Origin of the sequence: Terrimonas ginsenosidimutans (assembly GCF_022012415.1) — a bacterium.
In the GTDB taxonomy this organism is placed as follows: Bacteria; Bacteroidota; Bacteroidia; order Chitinophagales; family Chitinophagaceae; genus Terrimonas_A; species Terrimonas_A ginsenosidimutans.
Genome location: NZ_JAKLTR010000012.1, coordinates 1 through 21,530 on the forward strand (window position 1 = coordinate 1; position 21,530 = coordinate 21,530).

17 protein-coding genes and 1 pseudogene are annotated in these 21,530 nt (G+C 46.5%); 8 read left to right on the top strand and 10 right to left on the bottom strand.

Going from position 1 to position 21,530, the window contains the following annotated elements; all coding sequences use genetic code 11:
* On the top strand, positions 1-194 hold a 194-nt coding region (locus LZZ85_RS17735), incomplete at its 5' end, for a hypothetical protein (RefSeq protein WP_237874681.1).
* 29 nt (positions 195-223) lie between these two features.
* Positions 224-1,252: a proline iminopeptidase-family hydrolase gene (locus LZZ85_RS17740; protein ID WP_237874682.1), complete on the top strand. Its 1,029-nt coding sequence runs from the start codon at positions 224-226 to the stop codon at positions 1,250-1,252.
* A gap of 51 nt (positions 1,253-1,303) precedes the next feature.
* Here LZZ85_RS17740 and LZZ85_RS17745 read toward each other — a convergent pair whose 3' ends face one another.
* From LZZ85_RS17745 to LZZ85_RS17755, 3 genes are all read right to left on the bottom strand, one after another.
* Positions 1,304-2,458: a CARDB domain-containing protein gene (locus LZZ85_RS17745; RefSeq protein WP_237874683.1), complete on the bottom strand. Its 1,155-nt coding sequence runs from the start codon at positions 2,456-2,458 to the stop codon at positions 1,304-1,306.
* Between the two features lie 174 nt (positions 2,459-2,632).
* Positions 2,633-3,919, bottom strand: coding sequence for an acetyl-CoA hydrolase/transferase family protein (locus LZZ85_RS17750; RefSeq protein WP_237874684.1), 1,287 nt, complete (start codon positions 3,917-3,919; stop codon positions 2,633-2,635).
* 831 nt (positions 3,920-4,750) lie between these two features.
* Positions 4,751-5,188: a hypothetical protein gene (locus LZZ85_RS17755; protein ID WP_237874685.1), complete on the bottom strand. Its 438-nt coding sequence runs from the start codon at positions 5,186-5,188 to the stop codon at positions 4,751-4,753.
* A gap of 160 nt (positions 5,189-5,348) precedes the next feature.
* On the opposite strand from LZZ85_RS17755, the gene LZZ85_RS17760 reads away from it, so the two are divergent.
* Positions 5,349-5,495: a hypothetical protein gene (locus tag LZZ85_RS17760; RefSeq protein WP_237874686.1), complete on the top strand. Its 147-nt coding sequence runs from the start codon at positions 5,349-5,351 to the stop codon at positions 5,493-5,495.
* On the opposite strand, the gene LZZ85_RS17765 is transcribed toward LZZ85_RS17760, so the two are convergent.
* The 3 genes from LZZ85_RS17765 to LZZ85_RS17775 all read right to left on the bottom strand — a co-directional run bounded on the left by LZZ85_RS17765 (position 5,496) and on the right by LZZ85_RS17775 (position 6,935).
* The gene (locus LZZ85_RS17765) at positions 5,496-5,804 is read right to left on the bottom strand and encodes a hypothetical protein (protein WP_237874687.1); all 309 of its coding nucleotides are present in this window, start codon (positions 5,802-5,804) and stop codon (positions 5,496-5,498) included.
* A gap of 216 nt (positions 5,805-6,020) precedes the next feature.
* Positions 6,021-6,317 carry a hypothetical protein gene (locus LZZ85_RS17770; RefSeq protein WP_237874688.1) on the bottom strand — a complete coding sequence of 99 codons (297 nt, stop codon included), beginning with the start codon at positions 6,315-6,317 and terminating at the stop codon, positions 6,021-6,023.
* Between the two features lie 327 nt (positions 6,318-6,644).
* Positions 6,645-6,935, bottom strand: coding sequence for a hypothetical protein (locus LZZ85_RS17775; RefSeq protein WP_237874689.1), 291 nt, complete (start codon positions 6,933-6,935; stop codon positions 6,645-6,647).
* 251 nt (positions 6,936-7,186) lie between these two features.
* Between LZZ85_RS17775 and LZZ85_RS17780 the strand changes: the two genes are divergently transcribed.
* Positions 7,187-7,552 (top strand): response regulator, encoded by a 366-nt coding sequence (locus LZZ85_RS17780; RefSeq protein ID WP_237874690.1) that lies wholly within the window; start codon positions 7,187-7,189, stop codon positions 7,550-7,552.
* Between the two features lie 54 nt (positions 7,553-7,606).
* On the opposite strand, the gene LZZ85_RS17785 is transcribed toward LZZ85_RS17780, so the two are convergent.
* Positions 7,607-7,816, bottom strand: coding sequence for a hypothetical protein (locus tag LZZ85_RS17785; RefSeq protein WP_237874691.1), 210 nt, complete (start codon positions 7,814-7,816; stop codon positions 7,607-7,609).
* A 410-nt stretch (positions 7,817-8,226) separates the two neighbouring features.
* Between LZZ85_RS17785 and LZZ85_RS17790 the strand changes: the two genes are divergently transcribed.
* The 4 genes from LZZ85_RS17790 (at position 8,227) to LZZ85_RS17805 (ending at position 15,810) form a co-directional block, all read left to right on the top strand.
* Positions 8,227-8,547: a DUF6660 family protein gene (locus LZZ85_RS17790; protein WP_349291747.1), complete on the top strand. Its 321-nt coding sequence runs from the start codon at positions 8,227-8,229 to the stop codon at positions 8,545-8,547.
* 256 nt (positions 8,548-8,803) lie between these two features.
* Positions 8,804-13,123, top strand: a complete 4,320-nt coding sequence (locus LZZ85_RS17795) for a CusA/CzcA family heavy metal efflux RND transporter (protein ID WP_237874693.1) — start codon at positions 8,804-8,806, stop codon at positions 13,121-13,123.
* Between the two features lie 16 nt (positions 13,124-13,139).
* A complete protein-coding gene (locus LZZ85_RS17800) occupies positions 13,140-14,360 on the top strand; it encodes an efflux RND transporter periplasmic adaptor subunit (protein WP_237874694.1) in 1,221 nt (406 codons plus the stop codon).
* Between the two features lie 268 nt (positions 14,361-14,628).
* Positions 14,629-15,810 (top strand): BamA/TamA family outer membrane protein, encoded by a 1,182-nt coding sequence (locus LZZ85_RS17805; RefSeq protein ID WP_237874695.1) that lies wholly within the window; start codon positions 14,629-14,631, stop codon positions 15,808-15,810.
* A 188-nt stretch (positions 15,811-15,998) separates the two neighbouring features.
* On the opposite strand, the pseudogene LZZ85_RS28850 reads toward LZZ85_RS17805, so the two are convergent.
* The 3 genes and pseudogenes from LZZ85_RS28850 to LZZ85_RS17825 form a co-directional block, all read right to left on the bottom strand.
* Positions 15,999-17,038, bottom strand: a pseudogene (locus LZZ85_RS28850) (PepSY-associated TM helix domain-containing protein).
* A gap of 73 nt (positions 17,039-17,111) precedes the next feature.
* On the bottom strand, positions 17,112-19,451 hold the full coding sequence (locus LZZ85_RS17820; protein ID WP_237874698.1) for a TonB-dependent receptor: 2,340 nt from the start codon (positions 19,449-19,451) through the stop codon (positions 17,112-17,114).
* A 150-nt stretch (positions 19,452-19,601) separates the two neighbouring features.
* Positions 19,602-21,281, bottom strand: coding sequence for a GH39 family glycosyl hydrolase (locus tag LZZ85_RS17825; protein ID WP_237874699.1), 1,680 nt, complete (start codon positions 21,279-21,281; stop codon positions 19,602-19,604).
* Between the last annotated feature and the right edge of the window lie 249 nt (positions 21,282-21,530).

Here is a 21,530-nt window from a genome sequence, read left to right on the forward strand (position 1 = left end):
GGCTGGCTATTGCGCGTAGCCTTGATCTTTTTTTGTTACTTTTTTTGCATCAAGGCAAAAAAAGTAAACAGAGTCTTCGGCCTCCCGTCGAAAAAAAACGCCCTTGCCCGTCCGGCAAAAAATGTAATCAGAATCTTCGCGGCAACCCCTCGAAAAAAAAGCGCCCTTGCCCGCCCGGCAACCCCTATATTTAGAAAATGTTATCATCACCAAACCCCTCCCCATGCGCTCTACTCCACTCCTCGCCTTTGTAATAGCTTTCACTATAACATCGTGTAACCAACCACCCAAAAATCCGGAAACGCTTACGGATTACTTTTCCTACAATGACTCGATCGAAGGAGCCGGAGTAAAGATGATCCCCATCCAAACGCCCGTGGGCGATTTCAAGGTTTGGACAAAACGCTTCGGTTCAAATCCCAAAATAAAAGTGCTTTTACTGCATGGCGGCCCATCATTGACCCACGAATACATGGAATGCTTTGAAACCTTTTTTCAGCGCCAGGGGTTCGAGTTTTATGAATATGATCAGCTAGGCTCCTATTATAGTGATCAACCGACGGACAGCAGCTTATGGACAACGGAAAGATTTGTAGAAGAAGTAGAGCAGGTGCGGCAGGCTATTGGTGCCGACAGTACAAATTTCTATATACTTGGCAACTCCTGGGGTGGTATTCTCGGAATGGAGTATGCGCTAAAGTATCAGCAGAACCTGAAAGGCCTGATCGTCGCCAATATGATGGCAAGCGCCCCTGAATACACCAGGTATGCAGAAGACGTGTTAATGAAACAAATGAAGCCGGAAGTACTTGCCGAAATAAAATCCATCGAAGCAAAAAAAGACTATGCCAATCCCAGGTATTTCGAGCTGCTGATGCCCAACTACTACACAGAACATGTTTGTCGCCTCAAAGAATGGCCTGATGCCGTAAACCGTGCACTAAAACATGCAAACAACGCCGTATACACTTTAATGCAAGGTCCAAGCGAAATGGGTATGACACCGGAAGCGCGACTGGCAAACTGGGATATCAAAGCAAGATTGAAAGAAATTGCCGTCCCCACCCTGATGATCGGTGCAAAACATGACACCATGGATCCCAAAGCAATGGAAGAACAAAGCAAGATGGTTCAAAAAGGCAGATACCTCTACTGCCCTGATGGAAGCCACCTCGCGATGTGGGATGATCAAAAAGTATTTATGCAGGGTGTAATCGGATTTATTAATGATGTTGATGATAACAAATTCTAGCCGCACTGTTATTCAGCATTTTTCATAAAGCGGGTAGCGTGACTGAACGCATCAATACTCAGAGAACTTCTCAATTGTTTTAACTGATACAGCATTCAGGGCGTTATCCGCTTTACACACAAGGATTTTCTTCCCAAAGCCATCTAAGAAAGTATTCGCGGGCATATTAAACTTTATTGTTTTAATGCCCTGGGTTGGATGATAAAGTCCGTTTGCATCTTTAAAATACAAGGTAAGCTCTACCTGTTCGATCTTCCACGCATCAAGCAGAAAATTTGCTTTGTATTCCATTGCCAGTCCAAGCCCGTTTTGATTAAAGGAAGCGAGACTCGTTGCCGGGTTCACCAAATTTGCCGTGGCGGACATGAATAGGTTCAGTGGAAATGTAGCAGATGAGTTGGGTGAGAATGATTGCTGGTTTTTTGGAACTTTAGCAATGAACTCATTCTGCGTATTGCTTAAGTCTTTTGTCATTGCAGGGATCAAACGAAAATTCACCTCAGATTCTTTCTCTTTATTATCAGCCCCTGTCCGGATGGTAATAAACGCGTTCGTCAGGTAATATTGAGAAGCAGATACAGCTGGTTGATATTGGCCCTGGTAACCTCTGAATTTGTACACTGCGAAATTATTGGCCTCATTGGCTTCACTGATCTTTTTGTCTTTATCAACCCAAACCATATAAGTATACTCAGCCGCCGTATTGAAATAATGATCCCTCGCAAGGTTGAAGCAATTGAACACCCCCTCCTTCTCCTGCCCCGGACTCAGCACCGCAGGCATGCTTGACAGAACATGACCTCCCGCTATAAAATAATTCTTGCCATTGACCGGCCATGATGGCGCAGGATCGGTTGGTCTGGCGGGACTGTAATCAAGGTAACCCTGAATACCAATGTTATTAATGTCCAGTGCTTCTGTACCGTTATTCTTAACAACATAATTCACCTGAACCGATCCGCCATTAGCCGGGTTATACTGCAAGCTCCTGATCTGGACGCTGAGATCCTTCCCAGGCGTGAGATTAGCTGTCGACACAGGATCCGGAGTTGACGCAACCGGCGAAGGGAGCGTATTGACAGGTGTTTTCCTCATCACTTCAGTAGACTGCAGCTTTTTGACTTCTGTGGGTCGTTGCACCGAAACCTGGGAACTGGCAGTTAATGATAGCAGGAGTATCGTGGTGGTAAGGCTTGCGATCTTCATATCTTATTTTGCTGTAAATATGATAACTCAGCAGACAGGTTGCAATCGCTGAAAAGTGGTATTTTTCAACGCCCGCTGTGAATGATCACCCCACTGAACGACCGGCTGAACTTTCGCCCCAGCTTCCTGAACATAAAACCTTCAAAAAAGATTATCCCATCAAAATCAACACCCTCATTCCACTTTATACCGTTCAAAGAACGCCTTCTCCAAAGCTTCCCGGTGATCCGGATGAGCAATGCTTATGAGCGCATGCCCGCGCTGCTTGAGATTCTTTCCAAATAAATTGACTTTTCCGTATTCAGTTACAACCCAGTGAATATGCCCGCGCGTAGTGACCACCCCCGCTCCTTCTTTCAGATAAGGAACAATGCGCGATTGATTTTTTGAAGTAACAGAAGGCAGTGCAATGATCGGCTTTCCATCTTCCGACAAAGACGCGCCCCGCATAAAATCCATTTGCCCGCCAATACCCGAGTACTGATACACTCCGATGGAATCAGCACAAACCTGGCCAGTCAGATCAACTTCGATTGCACTATTGATCGCCGTTGCTTTAGGATTCTGACGAATAACGCTTGTATCATTTACATAAGCAATATCCATTACCCGGATCTGCGGATTGTCATTAACAAAATCGTACAATTTGCGGGTACCCGCCATAAAACCCGTCACGGTTCTCCCTACATTCAGCTTCTTCTTACGGTTATTGATCACACCTTTCTCCAACAAAGGGATGATACCATCAGACAACATCTCCGTATGAATACCCAGATCTTTATGATTAAGAAGATTCTGCAACACCTGGTCGGGAATACTGCCGATCCCCATCTGCAGTGTGGCACCATCATCGATCAGCGAGGCGACATTCTTTCCGATCTCTGCAATAGCCGGAGAGATCTTTGCAGAGTAATTCACTTCCGGAAGCTCCGCCTCCTCCCACACCATGTAATTGATCCGGTCTTTATGAATAAAACCATCGCCATGCGTTCTGGGCATTTTCGGATTTACCTGTGCAACGATGATCTTTGCAGTATCAACTGCGGCCTTCGCTATATCTACAGAAGTACCGAGAGAACAATAACCATGACTATCCGGAGGAGAGACATGTATCAATGCCACATCTATCGGAAGAATATTACGCCGGAACAATTGCGGGATCTGACTTAAGAAGACCGGTACATAATCGCCCGCACTGCTATTGACCACAGCTCTCGTATTGGCGGACACAAACAAAGAGTTAAAATAAAAACTTCTGCTGAAATCTTCGCCTGTAAAATCAACCTCACCAAGATTGGTAATACTTACCAGCTCTACATTCTTTAGCCTGTCATGCATCGTCAGCAATTCTTTGATCAAAGCAACGGGCGTGGCCGCACTGCCATGAATAAAAACACGATTACCGGACTGAATGCAATCCAGTGCCTGCTTTGCCGAAATAAAACCCTCTCCGTTGAACATGCTGAAAAGTTTATTAAAAGATGTGGTGTAAAGATAATTGAACAGTTTGCAGCATTTGATCAATCGGTAGCAGATCAGCTTCAGAAATGACAATAATCATACTTCGTACAAGATAAAGCACGATCGGTCCGAAGGGCACCGGCGACTTCCCGGAAGGGCTATCATTGCATCAGAAAAACGGACCGTTCTTTGCCGTTCAAACAGGCGGCGATCAGGCCTGGGCCCATAGCAATATCACCGTGAAGCCCCGCACACAACCTTGCCCGATACGCGACAACTACGCTGCTAATACGCGACAACCACGCCTGAAGAACGCGACAAGCATACAGATAGAGCAAAGAAACATAGGAGATACAGCAAATATGCAATACTTCTGACAAGCCTAAAATATACAGGCGTTGACCAATCGTAGTACATAATCATGAAAATCAGCCATTTGCAAAACGCTACTATCCAGCTGAAGGCAGGCTCACCCTTCTTTCAAAAAAACCAATGTCGTTTAGTTCAATGATTTTCCCGAAAGTTCATTCGATCGCCGATGACTGATGGCCGTTGGCCAAAATACATATCCCTACTCGTGTCAATATCCTATACCAATTAGCAGCAATAGCTTCCATCCAAATGCGGCACCCGGCCATCGGCCATCAGTCATCGGCCATCGAGCCAGTGTAGGATGATCTCCAACTAAACGACATTGCATAAAAAACCCCGGCTTCTGTAAAGCCGGGGTCGAATGACCACCATTAAGGTTTATAAGGTTAAGGTTGTACGATCGGTTAATTGAATTTCCTGGTAATGATGATGATCACACTATTATAAAGAAGATAAAGTCTATGCCTTAGAGGATTTCTTGTAAACGCTCCACTGAGAACCATTCTCCGATTTCAGTATAACTTTTGAATCGGCCTGCTCAAGCGTAATGTAGTAGCTGGTTCCTTCTGCGTTAGACATTTCAAACAGCTCTGTGATCCAGCGTCCACCATATTCTTTCTTCAAAGAACGCTGGAGGCTCATCGGAAGATCCAGTGATCTGATATTTCTCGCCAGACCAAGCATTTCACCTTCATAAGAATAGAAAGCGGCAACATGCTGCTCATTGTAAACAAATGAGGCTTTATAGAAACCCGTTCCGCTTGTCCAGCTCACTTCTTTTGCACCGGCAAATTCACGGCTAAAGGCGGTCTGTACGGCTGCGCTGACATTTGTTTCATTGGCAAATGCGAGGAAACTGCTGATTGCGATTGCGATTGTAAGGATGATCTTTTTCATAATGTTGTATTTGTGTGGTTTACTTTTTTGTTTTTCCCGTTACCGTGTTCAGCAACGATGACAGGACAAAAGTAAAACGCAAATGCACTGAAGGCAAGGCAATTGTGAAGGATGGAACGCCATGTTAAACAGCGTTAATGAGCGTTACGATCCTTTAACAATGGAAGAAAAAACCGGTGTTTTTGTACGGGAAAATGCAGGAAGGTTAATCTCCGTTAACATTAAAAGCAGGGAGATGATCCGAAAACCGGAAGAAGGTTGGACTGGTGGCAGAACAGCCAGGGGAAACTGGCTGGCCAGTGAATGATCAGGATGAACGTGTGGGCCGCTCAGCCTTATCCAAAGTCTGTTCAACTATCCAGTTGAATACAGAACGCTCGCTTTTTAATCCAACAGGAAGATTATAGGCGATCTTATTTTCTATTTCATGAACCTGTTTCAATGTCAGACTGCCGGCCTCAAAGCCATAACAATTGATCAGGAACAGTACCTGGTTGCCATTGAAGGGATCAAATGTCCTGCGGGTTGGGCCACCTGAATAAATAGTCCCTTCTTCATCAACCTCCGGCACCCATCTGTAATGCAAAAAATTCAGATCGTTTTTACAAAATATCATAACAAGTCTTAGGTGAAGGCGTGGAAATGATCCACACCAAATTCATTATCATTTCAGGAAGACCTGTTCCCCCTGAAACGGCCAATGGAAGGAATATTGATAAAATGGTTCATGCTGTTTTCAATACCGATCCCGATAACCGGATACAAGTCAGGCAGACCTTGATCTCTTATCATCCATTAAAGTCAGATTGAAAGATCCAGCCAGATCTATGCACTACAGTGAATCAACTTTACCCATGAACGCAGAAATATTATGAGATACCTGCTCGGTCAAACATACTCTCAATCCTTGCTTATTTCCCTGGAAATTGATCAACAGTTTTTCAGCCGTTTGCTGCAATGAAGTTTTCAAAGCTTCTGCATAGCGGGTGCGCAACTGCTGAAATACATTTTCATCTTCTTTTCTGTTCAGGTTTTTCACCTTTAGTTCAAAATCATACCAAAAGAAAAGAAACGATCTTACTGCTGATTCCCTGAAATTGGCCACAGTTATCTCTGAATTCGACCTCATACTGATTCCGTTTTACGTTTAAAATAAAAAGTGTTTAAGCATCCTTAAGCTCCATATCAAACACATGCTTGCCACGCACACAATTTTGAAATAAGCTGACAACGAAAGCGTACATAGAGACTACAATAAGCAAAAGAGAGAGGGCAGGTAAGGAAAGATCTTTCGGATCTGGCGAATCTGTCTGTGAATATCGATAAATAACTCTTCTGTACTTGAATGAAGATAAGCTTAATAATCGGGCTTTCCCGGAAACTTCGATAATACATGGCGCACCGGAACGCCTGAGGCAAAGTTGTTGGTCAGGCCCCGATCTTCCTTTTCCGGGTTTCAGAGACCGGTTTTGGGTACTCTTTCTTTGATTTGCACTTCTCCTGCCCTGCCATTTTCCCAGATCTTCTCAAACTCACTGGCGGATATGAAGTCCTTTTGATCCGGATCGAGGTCATCTATTGATTGATCGTATAGTGTAGTATCATCAGCGTCTGGCTGTTCTGATGACAGATACACTTTTTTTACCGGAGTCAGCTCAATTTGCCTTACCGCCCTTGCATTATGAAAATGAAGATAGAACAACGTATTTTCTTCTTCCCAGTACTTTTTGATGAATTGATCTTGCATAGCTAACATTTCAGGAAAAGGTGCGAAAAGGGTGCCGCTGTCTGAGCTAATTTATCAGCATGTTATAAAAACGATCAGCACCAATTTGCCCATACCAGACGTAAATACCCAATTTCCTGTCATAAAGACCCCTTAACAGGGCCAAACAGCCAACTGTCCGGCCACGTGAACAACAAAGCCGTTTGATGATCGTTTTAACAGCTGAAGTCCCCCCGGTCATTCTAACCGAAGGCTCAAACCACCCAATTGCCATGAAAAAAAAGACTGTACTTATTTGCGATGACGATCCCGGTATACTTGAAGTGCTGGACCTGATGATCGGACGACATTACAAGACTATCGCGGAGCCTGACAGCTCAAAAGTGCTGCAACTGATCCTCACACATTCTCCGGACCTTTTACTGGTAGATCTATGGATGCCCGTTCTTCCGGGAGATCAACTGACACGGTTGATCAGAAAGGAAGAAGCAGGTAAAAAAATAAAGATCGTTGCGATCTCTGCCAATACTGACGGGTCCGCCGTCGCTCTTTCTGCGGGTGCAGACAGCTTTATTCCTAAGCCTTTTGAAATGCATGAATTAATGAATGAACTCAGCAGGCTGATCGATGAAGCATAGAAAGCACCTCTGTTGATAACCAGAGAGGTCTTCATGAAGAACGATCACCTGCTTTCAGGCAACTTTACCGGAAGCATCCGCTGAGATCTTATAACATAGCTTTCCGTCAGCACCAACCTGCATGCTCACTTCATATCCCTGGAACCGGAGTTCATCTACCATCAACGCATAATATTCGCTGTAGCCGATGGCAAGCGCCTCCTGTTCCCTGGCTGCACCGAAATGCTGAGCAACCACAAAACGGAATATATCAATATCGATCATCGGTTGATAAATTGACTCAGTCGGAATTACTGACTCCGGGTTTTCATTTTGACGGATGAAAACTGATTGGAAAAATTTACGCCAGGTTGTCATTTCAGGGATATTAGCGGGTGATGGATAATTTTGATCGACAGTCCAAAGCTACCCATCCAAATTATCTTCAGCTGTAGTCCATTCAAGGAAAATGGCTGTCGGATGATGACTACAAAATGCCGCTGATTGACCGTTTGCCACTACCGAAGGCTGCTTGATCAGCCGTATAATTATTGCGGAGTAAGCTGAGAAACCAAAGAGCGCTTCGTCGTTTGCTACAACGTAACAAAACCAGCGTCAAGACAAAACTGTTAACGCCTTGCAACAAACGACATTGGATTATAATCATTCGCCTTTTTGCTCTATCTTCACTTCCGATGAAATTATTCGCCTGTATCATGACCATGATAATCTTTGCAGTGAGCCTTGCTCCCTGTAAAGACCTGTCTGCCGGCTTGAAAGACAGTAAGGCGAAAACACAACTCGTCCAGGACGACCATCATGAACATGAAGATGGCTCTGACGACTGCCCGCCATTCTGCGCCTGCTCCTGCTGCGCAGCCTATGGATACCCGAAGTCCTACACCGGCAGTCTCCAGGCAACCCTTTCCTTTGCACCAGCATATGCCGACCGCTATACGGGTGCGTTGATCTCCATCTCGCTCCCTATCTGGCAGCCGCCTCAATTAGTATCCTAAGCGTCATCGCACAAAGGTTATCATTCGTAACCCGGATTTTACTACCGATCAAATTTCCTGACACCCTTGTTCTATGACTTAGCAAAAGTCATCAGACCGTCAGCGTAACACAATATTTAGAGCCGGAGAACATATGCGTCCCAAAGGATGCGGATGGCCGGTATCATTACCATTGTACCGTTCTCTATTGTCGTTTCGCTGCCGGTGATGATGTCTGTTTACAGATACTATTACCTCTTTATATCATTGATCCGTCATGCTAAATAAGATAATTGATTTCTCGATCAGGAATAAACTGATCATAGGATTGTTCACACTTGCCCTGATCATCTGGGGTCTCTGGAGCGCCGGAAAATTACCGGTCGATGCTGTACCCGATATTACCAACAACCAGGTACAGATCATCACTTCCACGCCCACGCTCGCTGCGCAGGAAACCGAACAACTGGTTACCTATCCCATTGAACAAAGTCTTGCCAATTTACCTGACCTGGAAGAAATGCGTTCTATTTCCCGGTTTGGCTTATCGGTGATCACGGTCGTCTTCAGAGACGAAGTTGACATTTACTTCGCGCGGCAGCTCATCTCGGAAAAATTAAAGGAAGCCGGAGAAAAGATCCCGAAGGGGATCGGCAATCCGGAACTTGCTCCTGTGAGCACCGGCCTCGGTGAGATCTATCAGTATGTAGTGCATCCCAAAAAGGGATCGGAAGATAAGTATACTGCCATGGACCTGCGCACTATGCAGGACTGGATCGTTGCCCGTCAGCTATATGGCACCGAGGGTGTTGCCGAGGTCAACAGCTTTGGCGGCTTACTGAAACAATACGAAGTGGCCATCAATCCCGATCGCCTGAAAGGGATGAACATTAATATGGCGGAAGTATTCACCGCACTCGAAAAGAATAATGCCAATACCGGCGGTGCTTATATCGATAAAAAACCAAACGCGTATTTCATCCGCGGGATCGGCCTTGTTTCATCACTACAGGATATTGAGAATATCGTGATCAAAACAGTAAGCGGCATCCCTGTGTTGATCAAAGATGTTGCAACCGTTCAACTCGGAAGCGCAGTCCGCTATGGCGCTGTCACCTTCAACGGCGAAAAGGAAGTAGTGGGAGGAATTGTAATGATGCTGAAAGGTTCCAACAGCGCAGCCGTGGTAACAAGGGTCAAAGAAAAGATGAAGACCATACAGCAATCGCTTCCGCCTGACGTGATCATCGAAGCTTATCTCGACAGGACAGATCTTGTAAACCGCGCGGTTGATACAGTAAAGAAAAACCTGATCGAGGGGGCGTTGATCGTGATCCTGGTACTTGTGCTGTTTCTCGGAAACTTCCGCGCAGGCCTCATCGTTGCTTCCGCCATTCCGCTTTCCCTGTTATTCGCACTGGGAATGATGAATGCCTTTGGCGTAAGTGCTAACCTGATGAGCCTTGGAGCGATCGATTTCGGACTGATCGTGGATGGTGCCGTGATCATTGTGGAAGCCACGTTGCATCACCTGGCATCCCGAAAATCTACCAGCACGCTGACTCAGCAGCAAATGGATGATGAAGTATTCGCATCAGCATCAAAGATCCGCAGCAGTGCTGCATTCGGCGAGATCATCATCCTGATCGTATATATCCCGATCCTGACGCTCGTTGGCATAGAAGGGAAAATGTTCCGCCCGATGGCGCAAACAGTGAGCTTTGCAATCCTTGGAGCGCTGATACTTTCGCTTACCTATATCCCGATGATGTCTGCACTGATCCTCCCTAAAAGACCATTGCATAAGAAAACATTATCTGATAAGATGATAAACTTCCTGCAACGCGCGTATACACCATTGCTGAAGAAAGCCGTAAAGGTCCGTATGGCCCTCGTGGCGGTGACCGTAGGCATATTTGCAGTTGCGCTGTTTTTATTCTCGCGTTTGGGTGGTGAGTTCATTCCCCAATTGCGCGAAGGAGATTATGCATTTCACTGTATCCTCCCCCAGGGAACATCGCTTTCTCAAAGCGTGGAAACATCCATGCAGGCAAGCCGGATCATCAAGTCATTTCCCGAAGTGAAAATGGTTGTTGGCAAAACAGGTTCCGCGGAAGTGCCAACCGACCCGATGCCTCCTGAAGCCACTGACCTGATCATTGTACTGAAGCCACAGAAAGAATGGACAACCACAAAAGATTATGATGAGCTTGCAGAAATGATCAGGGAAAAACTGGAAGTGATCCCGGGTGTTTTTTTTGAAGCAAATCAGCCGATCCAAATGCGTTTCAACGAACTGATGACCGGTGTCCGCCAGGATGTGGCCGTGAAGATCTTCGGAGAGAATATCGACACACTCGCCAGCCTGGCAAACCGTGCAGCACGCCTGGTCCAATCTGTAAAAGGCACCACCTCTCCGCAGATAGAACGCACTACAGGATTGCCACAGATCACGATCAATTATGATCGTGCACGCATTGCTGCGTATGTCATGAACATCGATGATATCAACCGGACCATCAGTACCGCATTTGCCGGACAGGCCGCTGGTGTTGTTTTTGAGAATGAGCGGAAGTTTGATCTCGTTGTAAGGCTGGATAGTGCAAACCGTACATCCATTGATGATGTTAGCAATCTTTTCCTTTCAACAACGGATAGCAAACAGATCCCGCTGTCACAAGTCGCATCTGTATCATTTAAAGAGGGACCGGCGCAGATCAGCCGGGAAGATGGCAAACGACGGATCGTTGTTGGATTCAATGTAGCTGGCCGCGACGTAGAGAGTGTTGTGGAAGAGATCCGGCAAAAACTGAATGCCGCCAACTTGTTGCCACCGGGATATTACTACACTTATGGTGGAACGTTTGAAAACCTTCAGCAGGCTTCCGCACGTTTACAGATCGCCGTACCTGTCGCCCTGGCGCTGATCTTCCTGTTACTCTTTTTAACCTTCAATTCCATGCGCGAAGCTCTGTTGATCTATACCGCGATCCCGATGAGTGCTATCGGCGGAGTGTTTGCACTGCTGATAAGAGGGATGCCTTTCAGTATCTCTGCGGGCGTTGGTTTTATTGCACTGTTTGGTGTGGCCGTCCTGAACGGGATCGTTCTGATCAGCACATTCAATCAACTGGAAAAAGAGGGCATGCACGATGTTTTTCAGCGGGTATTCGAAGGAACCAAAACGCGCCTCCGCCCCGTACTCATGACAGCACTGGTTGCATCGCTGGGCTTCATCCCGATGGCACTCTCCACAGGTGCGGGTGCGGAAGTTCAAAAACCACTCGCAACCGTAGTGATCGGAGGACTCATCAGTGCGACCTTCCTCACGCTCTTCGTTCTCCCACTGCTCTACATTATTTTCTCCAACAAGAAAAAACGCAGCATGAAAATACCGGTAAGTCCTGCATTGATCACAATCGGATTATTCATTTCAGTTTTATCCAATGCACAGCAGGAAACCAACACACGCGTAACGATCCGGCAGGTGCTGACCGCGGCAGACAACAATATGCAACTGGACATTAATAAAGAACAGATCCAACGTGGTAAAGCAATGGTGAATACAGCAAGCGCATTACCAAAGACGGGTGTATTCGCAGAAAACGAAGATCTGCGCCCAGGTGATAAAAAAGGCATCATGAAGATCGGGCTTTCACAATCCGTCGCATGGCCCGGCTTATACAAAGCACAGCGCAATCTGTACCAGGAACAGCTTGAATATTCTGAACTGAATACGGATGTACTGCATACAGAGATCAAACGCAACGTCCGTTCAGTTTACTACCAGCTTTGGTATCTGCAGGACAAACAGGGCCTGTATCGCCGCCTGGATAGCATCTACCGTTCCCTTAGTGATGCTTCGACATTAAAAGTCAAGACCGGTGACAGCCCCGGCCTTGACAGTATTGCCGCAAACGTTCGCCGGAATGAACTACAGGCCATGCTGGAGCAGATCGAAACGGACGTGGAAGTACAACAACAATCGCTGATGCAACTATTGAACACAGACACCAGTTTTCTTCCCGCAGATACGCGGCTTGAAAAGTTAACGATGCCCGTGCTGTCAACAGACTCATCACATCCCCTGATGATCCTGCAAAAGCAGAACCTGGATATCGCCAATGCCGGCATTGCCGTCGTTAAAAATGAGAACCGGCCTGAGTTCTCCGGGCGCTTCTTCAGTCAGCGGTTGTATGGCCTTAATGATCCGTTCTCCGGTTTTTCTGTATCGGTTGCGGTTCCTTTATTCGGTGCAGGCGCTAATCGAAACAGGATAAAAGCCGCCCAGGCTGAAGCAATAATTCAACGGAAGCAATACGAATACGGGCAGCAGGTCTTCAAAACAGAATTGATCAAGGCAGAAAAAGAGGTCAGAAAAAATAACGCCATGCTAAAATTCTATGAAGCGACGGGGCTTCGACAGGCGGGTGAGATCATCAAAGCTTCTTCATTAGCCTATCGCGCAGGCGAGATCAGCTTCGCTGAGCTATCACAATTCCTTTCACAGGCTATCGATATTCAGCGCAATTACCTGGAGAACCTGAATGCATACAATCAATCCGTCATCCAGCTTTATTACTACAATAATCAATAAGATCAAAAGAATACAGATGAAAAATGCAGCAACAATATTAATTTTCACCCTTCTTGCTTGGAAACTGCAATCATGCGGAAGCGCAGACGAAAAATCGCCGGCAGCGCAAACAGAGGAAAAGGGGCACAATGACGAATACGGAAACGGCAATACTGCAACGCTTACGGCGGAGCAGATCAAAAGCATCGGCATTGAGATCGGTGGTATTGAAGAAAAACAACTGACTGCTTCTATCAGGGCGAACGGGGCTCTTCGCGTACCAAACCAAAACAAAGCATCTGTCAACTCGCTATACAGCGGCATCATCAGATCCTTACTGATCCAACCTGGTAACATTGTCAAAAAAGGACAGGTGATCGCAACTGTTGCCAATCCGGATTTTATCCAGTCGCAGGAAGAATATCTTAGTATCAATCCCCGCATTACACTGGCTGAGCAGGAATATAGCAGGCAGAAAGAACTTAATGCGGGAAATGCAGGGGCCCTGAAAAATCTGCAATCCGCCGAATCATCCCTGAACGCGTTGCGTACCAGGAAATCAGCCTTAGCGCAGCAGATCCTGTTAATGGGCATCAATCCATCATCGCTGGAAAATGGCCAGCTGATCTCCGTGCTGTCTCTTCGTGCTCCCATCTCAGGCATCGTCAGCAATGTGTCCGTAAAGATCGGCAGCTACATTGACCTGAATACACCTGTGGCAGATATCGTCGACAACAGCCAGCTTCACCTGGATCTTTTTGTATACGAAAAAGATCTGCCGAGACTGAAAGATAACCAGAGCATTCATTTCACGCTCACCAACAACCCGGGCAAAGAATACGATGCCGAGATCTATTCACTTGGTTCATCGTTTGAAGATGAAAGTAAAGCAGTAAGTGTTCACGCAACAGTGAAGGGAGATAAAACAGGCCTGATCGACGGAATGAATATCACCGCCCTTATCAGTCTTGATAAGATCACCACACCAGCTGTACCGAACGATGCTATCGTGACCCATCAGGGACAGGACTATATATTCCTTGTAAAAGAACCGCAGGATCATAAAGAAACACATGAAGAAACGGGCAATAGCACGACATTTGAAAAAATACCGGTGGCAAAGGGAACTTCTGAAGTCGGCTATACACAGATCACCGTTCTGAAACAAATCCCGGCAAATGCAAGGATCGTCACCAAAGGCGCATTCTTTGTATTAGCCAGGATCACCAATTCCGGCGAGGGAGAGCATGGCCATTGACGAACGATGATCGTTGACCAGGCTTTAAGATTTCAGGAAGGCCGTCAGGATCAGGAATTCCCTGCAGCTATCCGTTTAATTACGCAGGCACGAACGCGGAGGATGCAGCGACATGCAACAGACGTGGTGTGTCGTTGCTCCGCCGCAGGGCCTGCTTCGCAAGAACGTGTAATCTGACCGCGTTCTCTTCCGGCAATACAGCTGGAGTTCTCGCACAACCATCCGTTGACCCGGCTGATCAATAGACATTTTGCCTTAACTTTCGCGCGTGAAACCCTTCTATCCGCAAAAATTCCCGGTCAGCGCGCTGGTCTTTGTGTTCATTATCTGCCTCTGCTTCTGCTCAATCACCGAAGCACAGGAGACCGCTTCCGATACGATCCGCCGCCCATCATTTATCAGACGGCAGATCAATCGCGTATTCAACGATACCGCTGATGAGAACCAGCCAAGTTTCACTTATTATCCTTCCCTGGGCTATTCCCCTGAAACAGGTGTAGAAATGGGTGGCTCGATCCTCAAACTCTTCCGCGCAAAGAAAAACATCAATAACCGCCTCAGTGAGATCAAGGCCAGCGGATTCTTTACTTTCAAAGCACAATATGGAGCCATGCTGGAAAACGCCATCTATGGCGATAAAGACAAATGGTTCTTTCTTGGCCGTACAACCATTCAACGTTTCCCTTTATTTTACTATGGAATTGGCCCGGATACAAAATCCGATAACTATGCAGTGGTTGACGCTCATAATATCATCTTCCGTCAACGCATCCTGCGGAAAGTGAAGAAAAACTTTTTCATTGGACCGGAAATAGACTTCCAGTCATTGTGGAATGTACATTTTGAGCAGCCCCTGCAACAGCCGCATGTCTTACCTGCAGGAAGTGATGGATCAACCAATCTCGGGCTTGGCGTTGCACTGGTTTATGACACACGACATAATGTACTCAACGTCCGGAAGGGCATGTTCGCAGAACTTGCCTTTCTGCAGTATGCTCCGGCCTGGGGAAGTGATTTTCGTTTCAATGTTATCAATGCAGACCTGCGTTCGTATCACAGGCTCAGTCTTCGCAATACACTTGCCTGGCAGGTTTACGGAACTTTTGTAAATGGCAATGCCCCGTTCAACCAACTTGCCTTAATGGGCGGAGACCTGCTGATGCGGGGTTACTACCAGGGTCGCTTCCGCGACAAGAACCTGATAGGCACACAAACAGAATTCAGGATGCTCCCATTCGCATTCCATAAAAGATTTGGCGCGGCGGTATTTGCGGGCGCCGCGGTAGTCGGACCAAAGATCGGCGATATGCGCGTGGCCAACCTGCGCTATTCCGGCGGCTTCGGTATCCGTTACCTGTTGTTCAGGAAAAAAGATATCTATTTAAGATTTGATATAGGATTTACCTCTGAAGGATCGAGCTTCTATTTTCATAGTGGCGAAGCCTTCTGACCACATCAAATCACAGAACACCCAATGAAACTAATTCTAATCTATTTCTTCTGTCCGTTCCCTTTTTGAACGCGTTCATAAAGCACATCAATCAGGAAGACCCTGACGCCCTGACTAACCAAGTCGAAGTAAATGACCTGGGTATTGGCTCTCTTACCGTAAAGCAATAGTTTCTGATCAGGGTCAAGCTACTGTTTCTTTTTCTTTCGCTTGCCCCACCAGATACAAAATCCTGTAACCGGCAATGAAGCAGCGATCAGCGCCACACAAAAAATAAGTATGCGCGTCGCCAGTCCGCCTATTCCACCTGTATGGATATCATACGTCATGCGGTTAGCTTTCTCCCCGCCATTTGCATCTTCGTACAGTCCCCAGTTAGCAGGTTTAAAACGTTGCCCGCTATATTGATCAAAGTACAGGTTATCTGTTCGTGCAAATTTACCTTCATCATAATACATCATCACCTGGTAAGAGGCTGAGTCTGTTTCCGGAAGTCTTACCTGATAATGTTCGAAACCGGGATAAGCCGCTGTGGCCGATGCCAGCACTTCATCGATAACCGATACGTCCGCAGCAGTATCGTCTTTGTAAGATTTGAATACTGGCGGTTTCGGTCTTGTCTTACCTCCGCTGAACACCCAGTATTCCGCAGCCATTACATTTTCAAAGCTCCATGCAAGTCCTGTTACGAGGGTGAATATGAGCACCCAGCTGGCATAAAAGCCCAACACATTGTGGAGATCATAATTCAGTCGCTTTGGAGACGCCCCCATTTCACTTTGAAGCTCGTTTTTCGTGCGCCACGGTTACGGGGCCACCACAAAACGATACCGCTGATGATCATGATTGTAAAAATGATCATGGAAATTCCGGTGATCGTCTTCCCGACAGTCTGCGGAAACCATAGATACATATGGCCACGGAGCATGAACCGGAAGAATTCATCATCCATATTCTGCACTTTCAATACCTCGCCGGAATATGGATTCAGGAATACAGCCCAGTAGTAAGCTTCCTTACCGCGTTTTATAAAATGAACGACCACCGGTTCATCCCGATCTTTATAAATGATCCGTGTCGGCTTTTTATCCGGCAATTGCTGTGCGGCTATTTCTTTTAATCGCGATACCGCCAAATATGGACCGGTTTCTTTTTTGATGCTCAGATGAGATTGCGTCAGCTTTGACAACTCGGGTTGAAAGCAATAGATCGCGCCGGTCAGGGCCATTATAAAAAACACCAGCCCGGACACAAGTCCGAGCCAGAGGTGGATAAAACCCACAATATTTTTGAACCGTCGCTTAGAATTTGAACGAGACACTGCTTATAAAATTTGCTGGTTTCTGTGGTGAACCGTTATTATTCCAGTAACGTTCATTTGAAAGATTATTTCCTTTTAACGAGATCCGGAATTTTGGCGCATCATAAAAAATGGTGCTGCTCAACAGCGTGTACGCAGGGATCTTGAAAGAGTTGGCTGCATCAAACCAGGAAGCACCTGTATAATTCACACCTGCCCCGATCCCCAATCCTTTTATCTCGCCAGCCGGCACTGTATAGCTCACCCACATATTGCCGATATGGTTAGGGCTGAAAATAACATTCTTGTCTTTTAATGCAACTGCTGAGTTCACATATTTGTTCTCATTATAACCATAGCCGGCAACGATCGTCAATCCTTTAACCGGGCTTGCAATAATTTCGGCCTCTATACCACGGCTCCGTTGCGTTCCATCCTGACGGGTGAAATTCAGTCCGTTTACCAGTTCAGTCCTTGTCGAGTTCGTTACATCGATATTATAGAAGCTGACACTACCATTCAGATGAGTATTGAACAGATCGAATTTCACGCCTCCCTCCCATTGATTGCCATATTGCGGCTTCAATTCCAGGATCGTATTATCTGGTTGTGTAACGGGTGCGACATTCACAAAACCGTTCATATAGTTTCCAAACAGAGAGATGCGGTTGCGGATGATCTGATAAACAAGACCAAACTTCGGCGAAACGGAAGTCTGTTCATAGGCTCCGGTGTAGATCCCTGTTGCCGGCGCGTAAGTTCCTTTCGTCGAAAACCGGTCGACACGTACACTCAGCATCGCCATTAACTCTTCCGTAATATTTACAACGTCGGAAACATATACGCTTGCATTCCTGGACACCGTATTGGTAGCTGCAAAGCGGGTTGCTGAAGCGGCTTCGAGAGCCGGCACACTCATTACGCGTGTCGGCCGAAGAATATTGATAGTATCGAAATTAACGGTCGCACGATACAGTTCATTATAGTTATAGTTGTAATCGATACCGGCTACCACGCGGTTTCGGATACCGGCGATCTTGAAATCGCCAATAAAATTCTGCTGGATCTCGATATTGCCGAATGTTTCCGGCGTCTGGTTTCTTACCACGCGGGCAAACATAGAATCATTGATCATGTTCAGCGCGGTCCAGTAAAGATCTTTATAGAAGCCTACGGAATACAAATAGTTAGTTTGGGATTTCCACTGATCAGATATTTTATACTCTATCTGCGCCTGCAGGTTATTGATACCGTTGTTAACATCAACGCTGTTGTTGATATAAGATTTCTTGTAATCCAGCGGAAGATCTTTGAAATTGCGCGCGGTGATATTTGCAAGATTTCCCAAACCGAATGAAACAACGGTATAGTTGCCTCTTGTCATTTCCATATCCAGGGTGAACTTCAAACGATCATTCACCTGGTAGGAGAAGGTTGGTGCAAACGTGTAGTTCTTATTAAATCCCTGATCCTGGAAACTTCCTTCCGATTGGGCCGCTGCATTCATGCGCAGGAGTATGGTCTTCTCTTTATTCAGGGGTGTATTGATATCAGCCGTGATCCTTCCGAACTCGTAACTACCGGCAGCAAAACTGATCTCACCACCGAATTGGTCATACGGGCGTTTGGTGACATAATTGTATACTCCCCCAAAAGTAACGTTCCGGTTGCTGCCAAACAGGGTTCCTGACGGGCCTTTGATCGATTCTATTCTTTCCAGTATCGCAGGATTCAGGGGCACGATCGCACTGGTCGCCATCCCATTCCTCATACCGATGGTAGTGGAAAAGCCACGCATGCTCAATCCCATTGATCCTCCGGCCGAAAAATTCGGTACAGCGCCGGGAATGTTCCGGAACAGATCGGTACGCTCGATGATCACCTGGTCTTGCATCAGTGCCCTGCCTACCACATTATATACCTGTGGATTTTCCAGGTTGCGCAAAGGCATGCGCGCAACATATTCGCTTGATTTGAAAACAAACTTGCTTTTGGAGCTTGTAACCGTTACTTCCTGCAGCTGACTGTTAGAGATCGTAACCTGCAGGTCTGCACTGGCGGCCTGATTTTCTACAATCTCCACCGGCTGACGCAGTGTTTCATAACCAATAAGGGAAACCTCAAGTTGTTGTGCCCCCACCGGTACCTTATTGATTGAAAAATATCCGCCTTCATCACTGATCGCATTCCGGTCAGTGCCGATAACAATAATGGAAACAAAAGCAGCCGGTTGATTATCCTTTGTGGTAACACGTCCTTTCACAGAGCCAGTCGATGTATTTTTCTGCGCAACCCCTACCATCGGTAGTAGTGCGAAGAACAGGTACAGGATCTTCTTCATAACAGTCAGTAAATTTTTTGCAAATGTCCTGCATGATGATCTTGCTACCTTTACACATTAGGAAAACCGATTTACTAGATCGGGAAAACTGTTACTGCACAATAACGACTGTTAGTATTATCGTTAGATTATGACTAGGATTTTTATACACTATTCATACACCACTTTCAGCAATGACACCGCCTGCCTCGGCAACCTCACACTCAACTTCAACTCCCCATTCACCACTTTCTGCCCAGCTGGCTTTGTCAACATCTCCAACTGCCCTGCCTTTTCAAGCACCGCATACTGCTTCGGCGTTGGCGATTCCGGTGAGCCCATCTTCTTCCATACTTCATAGGAATTGCTATGGTCCTGATCGATCCGGTAATGGAAGACCTTTACCTTCTTTGCCGGGATATTCTTCAGGGATAGCTCCACCAGCGCTTCCCCTTCTAAAATATCATCGTCATGATAATTCCAGAGCATTACGGCAGTTGCCTTTTTATCGGTGGATGCCAGGGCGTTTACATCCGTAGCTGTTCCCCGCACACCAGATTCCAGTATCGACTTTGCATCATATGGCAGATCCCCGGAAACGCTTACCCGGTTTCCCGACATCATTCCCAGCATTCTGAAAACGTTCAGCACTGGCTTATCGACGCCATTGGTAGCAAGATCCCTGAAGCCATAGAACCAGGGCTGGTTCTCGAATTCAAAAGACCAGTTCACCGCACCGATGATATTCGTTCCATACGACTCATCGAGATCCATGATCCTTGCAAGCGAAGCTGCCGTATAGCTGGAATACATGGTTCCATTCCTGTACGCATTCTGCGGATCAGTCTTCATACCGCAGGCCGCACATCCTTCAGGGTCGGATTCTCCTATAATGATCGGGATATTCTTCAATTCAGGAAAGGAACTGATGATCTTCAGATGCCTGTTCACATCTTTCAGCTGGTTGCTCATCCCCATTCTCACCCTGTTATTGGTGAACGTCGGCCAACCTTTTGCATGGAAGGCGAGGAAATCGAATGGGGCGCCGGTCTTACCCGTTGCGGCATTCTTTTCATTAAGACAATGCGCAATGAATTTTCTCATAAACTCGCCCGCGCCGCCTGTCGCGTGCGGCCCACCCATCTTCGCAGTTGGCAATGCTCTTTTCACCGCGTCGGCTGCATAATCATACATCTTGCAGTATGTCCCGATCTTATCCTCTACCATCAGGTAATATCCGTCGGCTTCATTCCAGAGTTCCCAGTACCAGGACTCTACTTCTTCCTTTCCATAGCGGTCCACGCAGTGTCTGACCCATTGATAGATCAGCTCTGCCCATTTATTATAATCCTTCGGAGGGTAGGCCCAACCTGTGCAGATCTCCTTATAGTTGATCCCGGGCTTCCAGTAGTGCCTGTATGGCGTCGGATTGGTCGATAAGGCCTCGGGCATAAAACCGATCTGGGCGAGCGGTTTCATTTTACGCTGGATATAGGTATCAAAGATCGAATCGACGATCGTCCAGCTATAAACAGGGTTTCCATCTTTATCTTCCGTATACATATTGGTGGAACCCCATTTCAGGGCCGCAGCACCATCACCGGTGTTCATGAGATTATGAGCACGAACATAAACAGGTACCGGGCTTAATGCCGACAGCTCAGAAAGCAATTTCCTGCCGTCTTTCATATAGGTATAATTCGGCTCGTCGTAGCCAAACCAGGCCCAGATCGGTTTCAGCGGGGATCTTTGCTTTGCAATGTCTACTTCGATGGGAACGACCTGGGTTTGGGCAAGCGCCGGAAAACAAAAAACAGGTAAGAGCAGAAGGGAGAATAAAAGCTTTTTCATAAACAAGAGGAACGCATTTCGTTAAAATGGTCCGGTGAATTTAATTATTTTTTGCGCAGCCCGGGAGCAATGTTGCTTCCTCAGGAATCAACAGTTTGTTCTCCCATCCGGCAGCTTATGCTGATTGCGGTTACGGAGTAGTAAAACCAGTCTAATCTCCTGGAGATCGATGAATGAAGAACGGCACTGGTGCCTGCAGCGCCACGGGCAGGAATAAAAGCTGTTTGCCTGTACCAAAAAACCTTGTCA

What these genes read in the sequence shown, in the direction of transcription:
- LZZ85_RS17740 (WP_237874682.1), top strand. Translation starts at nt 224, where the DNA reads ATGCGCTCTACTCCACTCCTCGCCTTTGTAATAGCTTTCACTATAACA.
- LZZ85_RS17745 (WP_237874683.1), bottom strand. Translation starts at nt 2,458, where the DNA reads ATGAAGATCGCAAGCCTTACCACCACGATACTCCTGCTATCATTAACT.
- LZZ85_RS17750 (WP_237874684.1), bottom strand. Translation starts at nt 3,919, where the DNA reads ATGTTCAACGGAGAGGGTTTTATTTCGGCAAAGCAGGCACTGGATTGC.
- LZZ85_RS17755 (WP_237874685.1), bottom strand. Translation starts at nt 5,188, where the DNA reads ATGAAAAAGATCATCCTTACAATCGCAATCGCAATCAGCAGTTTCCTC.
- LZZ85_RS17760 (WP_237874686.1), top strand. Translation starts at nt 5,349, where the DNA reads ATGGAAGAAAAAACCGGTGTTTTTGTACGGGAAAATGCAGGAAGGTTA.
- LZZ85_RS17765 (WP_237874687.1), bottom strand. Translation starts at nt 5,804, where the DNA reads ATGATATTTTGTAAAAACGATCTGAATTTTTTGCATTACAGATGGGTG.
- LZZ85_RS17770 (WP_237874688.1), bottom strand. Translation starts at nt 6,317, where the DNA reads ATGAGGTCGAATTCAGAGATAACTGTGGCCAATTTCAGGGAATCAGCA.
- LZZ85_RS17775 (WP_237874689.1), bottom strand. Translation starts at nt 6,935, where the DNA reads ATGCAAGATCAATTCATCAAAAAGTACTGGGAAGAAGAAAATACGTTG.
- LZZ85_RS17780 (WP_237874690.1), top strand. Translation starts at nt 7,187, where the DNA reads ATGAAAAAAAAGACTGTACTTATTTGCGATGACGATCCCGGTATACTT.
- LZZ85_RS17785 (WP_237874691.1), bottom strand. Translation starts at nt 7,816, where the DNA reads ATGATCGATATTGATATATTCCGTTTTGTGGTTGCTCAGCATTTCGGT.
- LZZ85_RS17790 (WP_349291747.1), top strand. Translation starts at nt 8,227, where the DNA reads ATGAAATTATTCGCCTGTATCATGACCATGATAATCTTTGCAGTGAGC.
- LZZ85_RS17795 (WP_237874693.1), top strand. Translation starts at nt 8,804, where the DNA reads ATGCTAAATAAGATAATTGATTTCTCGATCAGGAATAAACTGATCATA.
- LZZ85_RS17800 (WP_237874694.1), top strand. Translation starts at nt 13,140, where the DNA reads ATGAAAAATGCAGCAACAATATTAATTTTCACCCTTCTTGCTTGGAAA.
- LZZ85_RS17820 (WP_237874698.1), bottom strand. Translation starts at nt 19,451, where the DNA reads ATGAAGAAGATCCTGTACCTGTTCTTCGCACTACTACCGATGGTAGGG.
- LZZ85_RS17825 (WP_237874699.1), bottom strand. Translation starts at nt 21,281, where the DNA reads ATGAAAAAGCTTTTATTCTCCCTTCTGCTCTTACCTGTTTTTTGTTTT.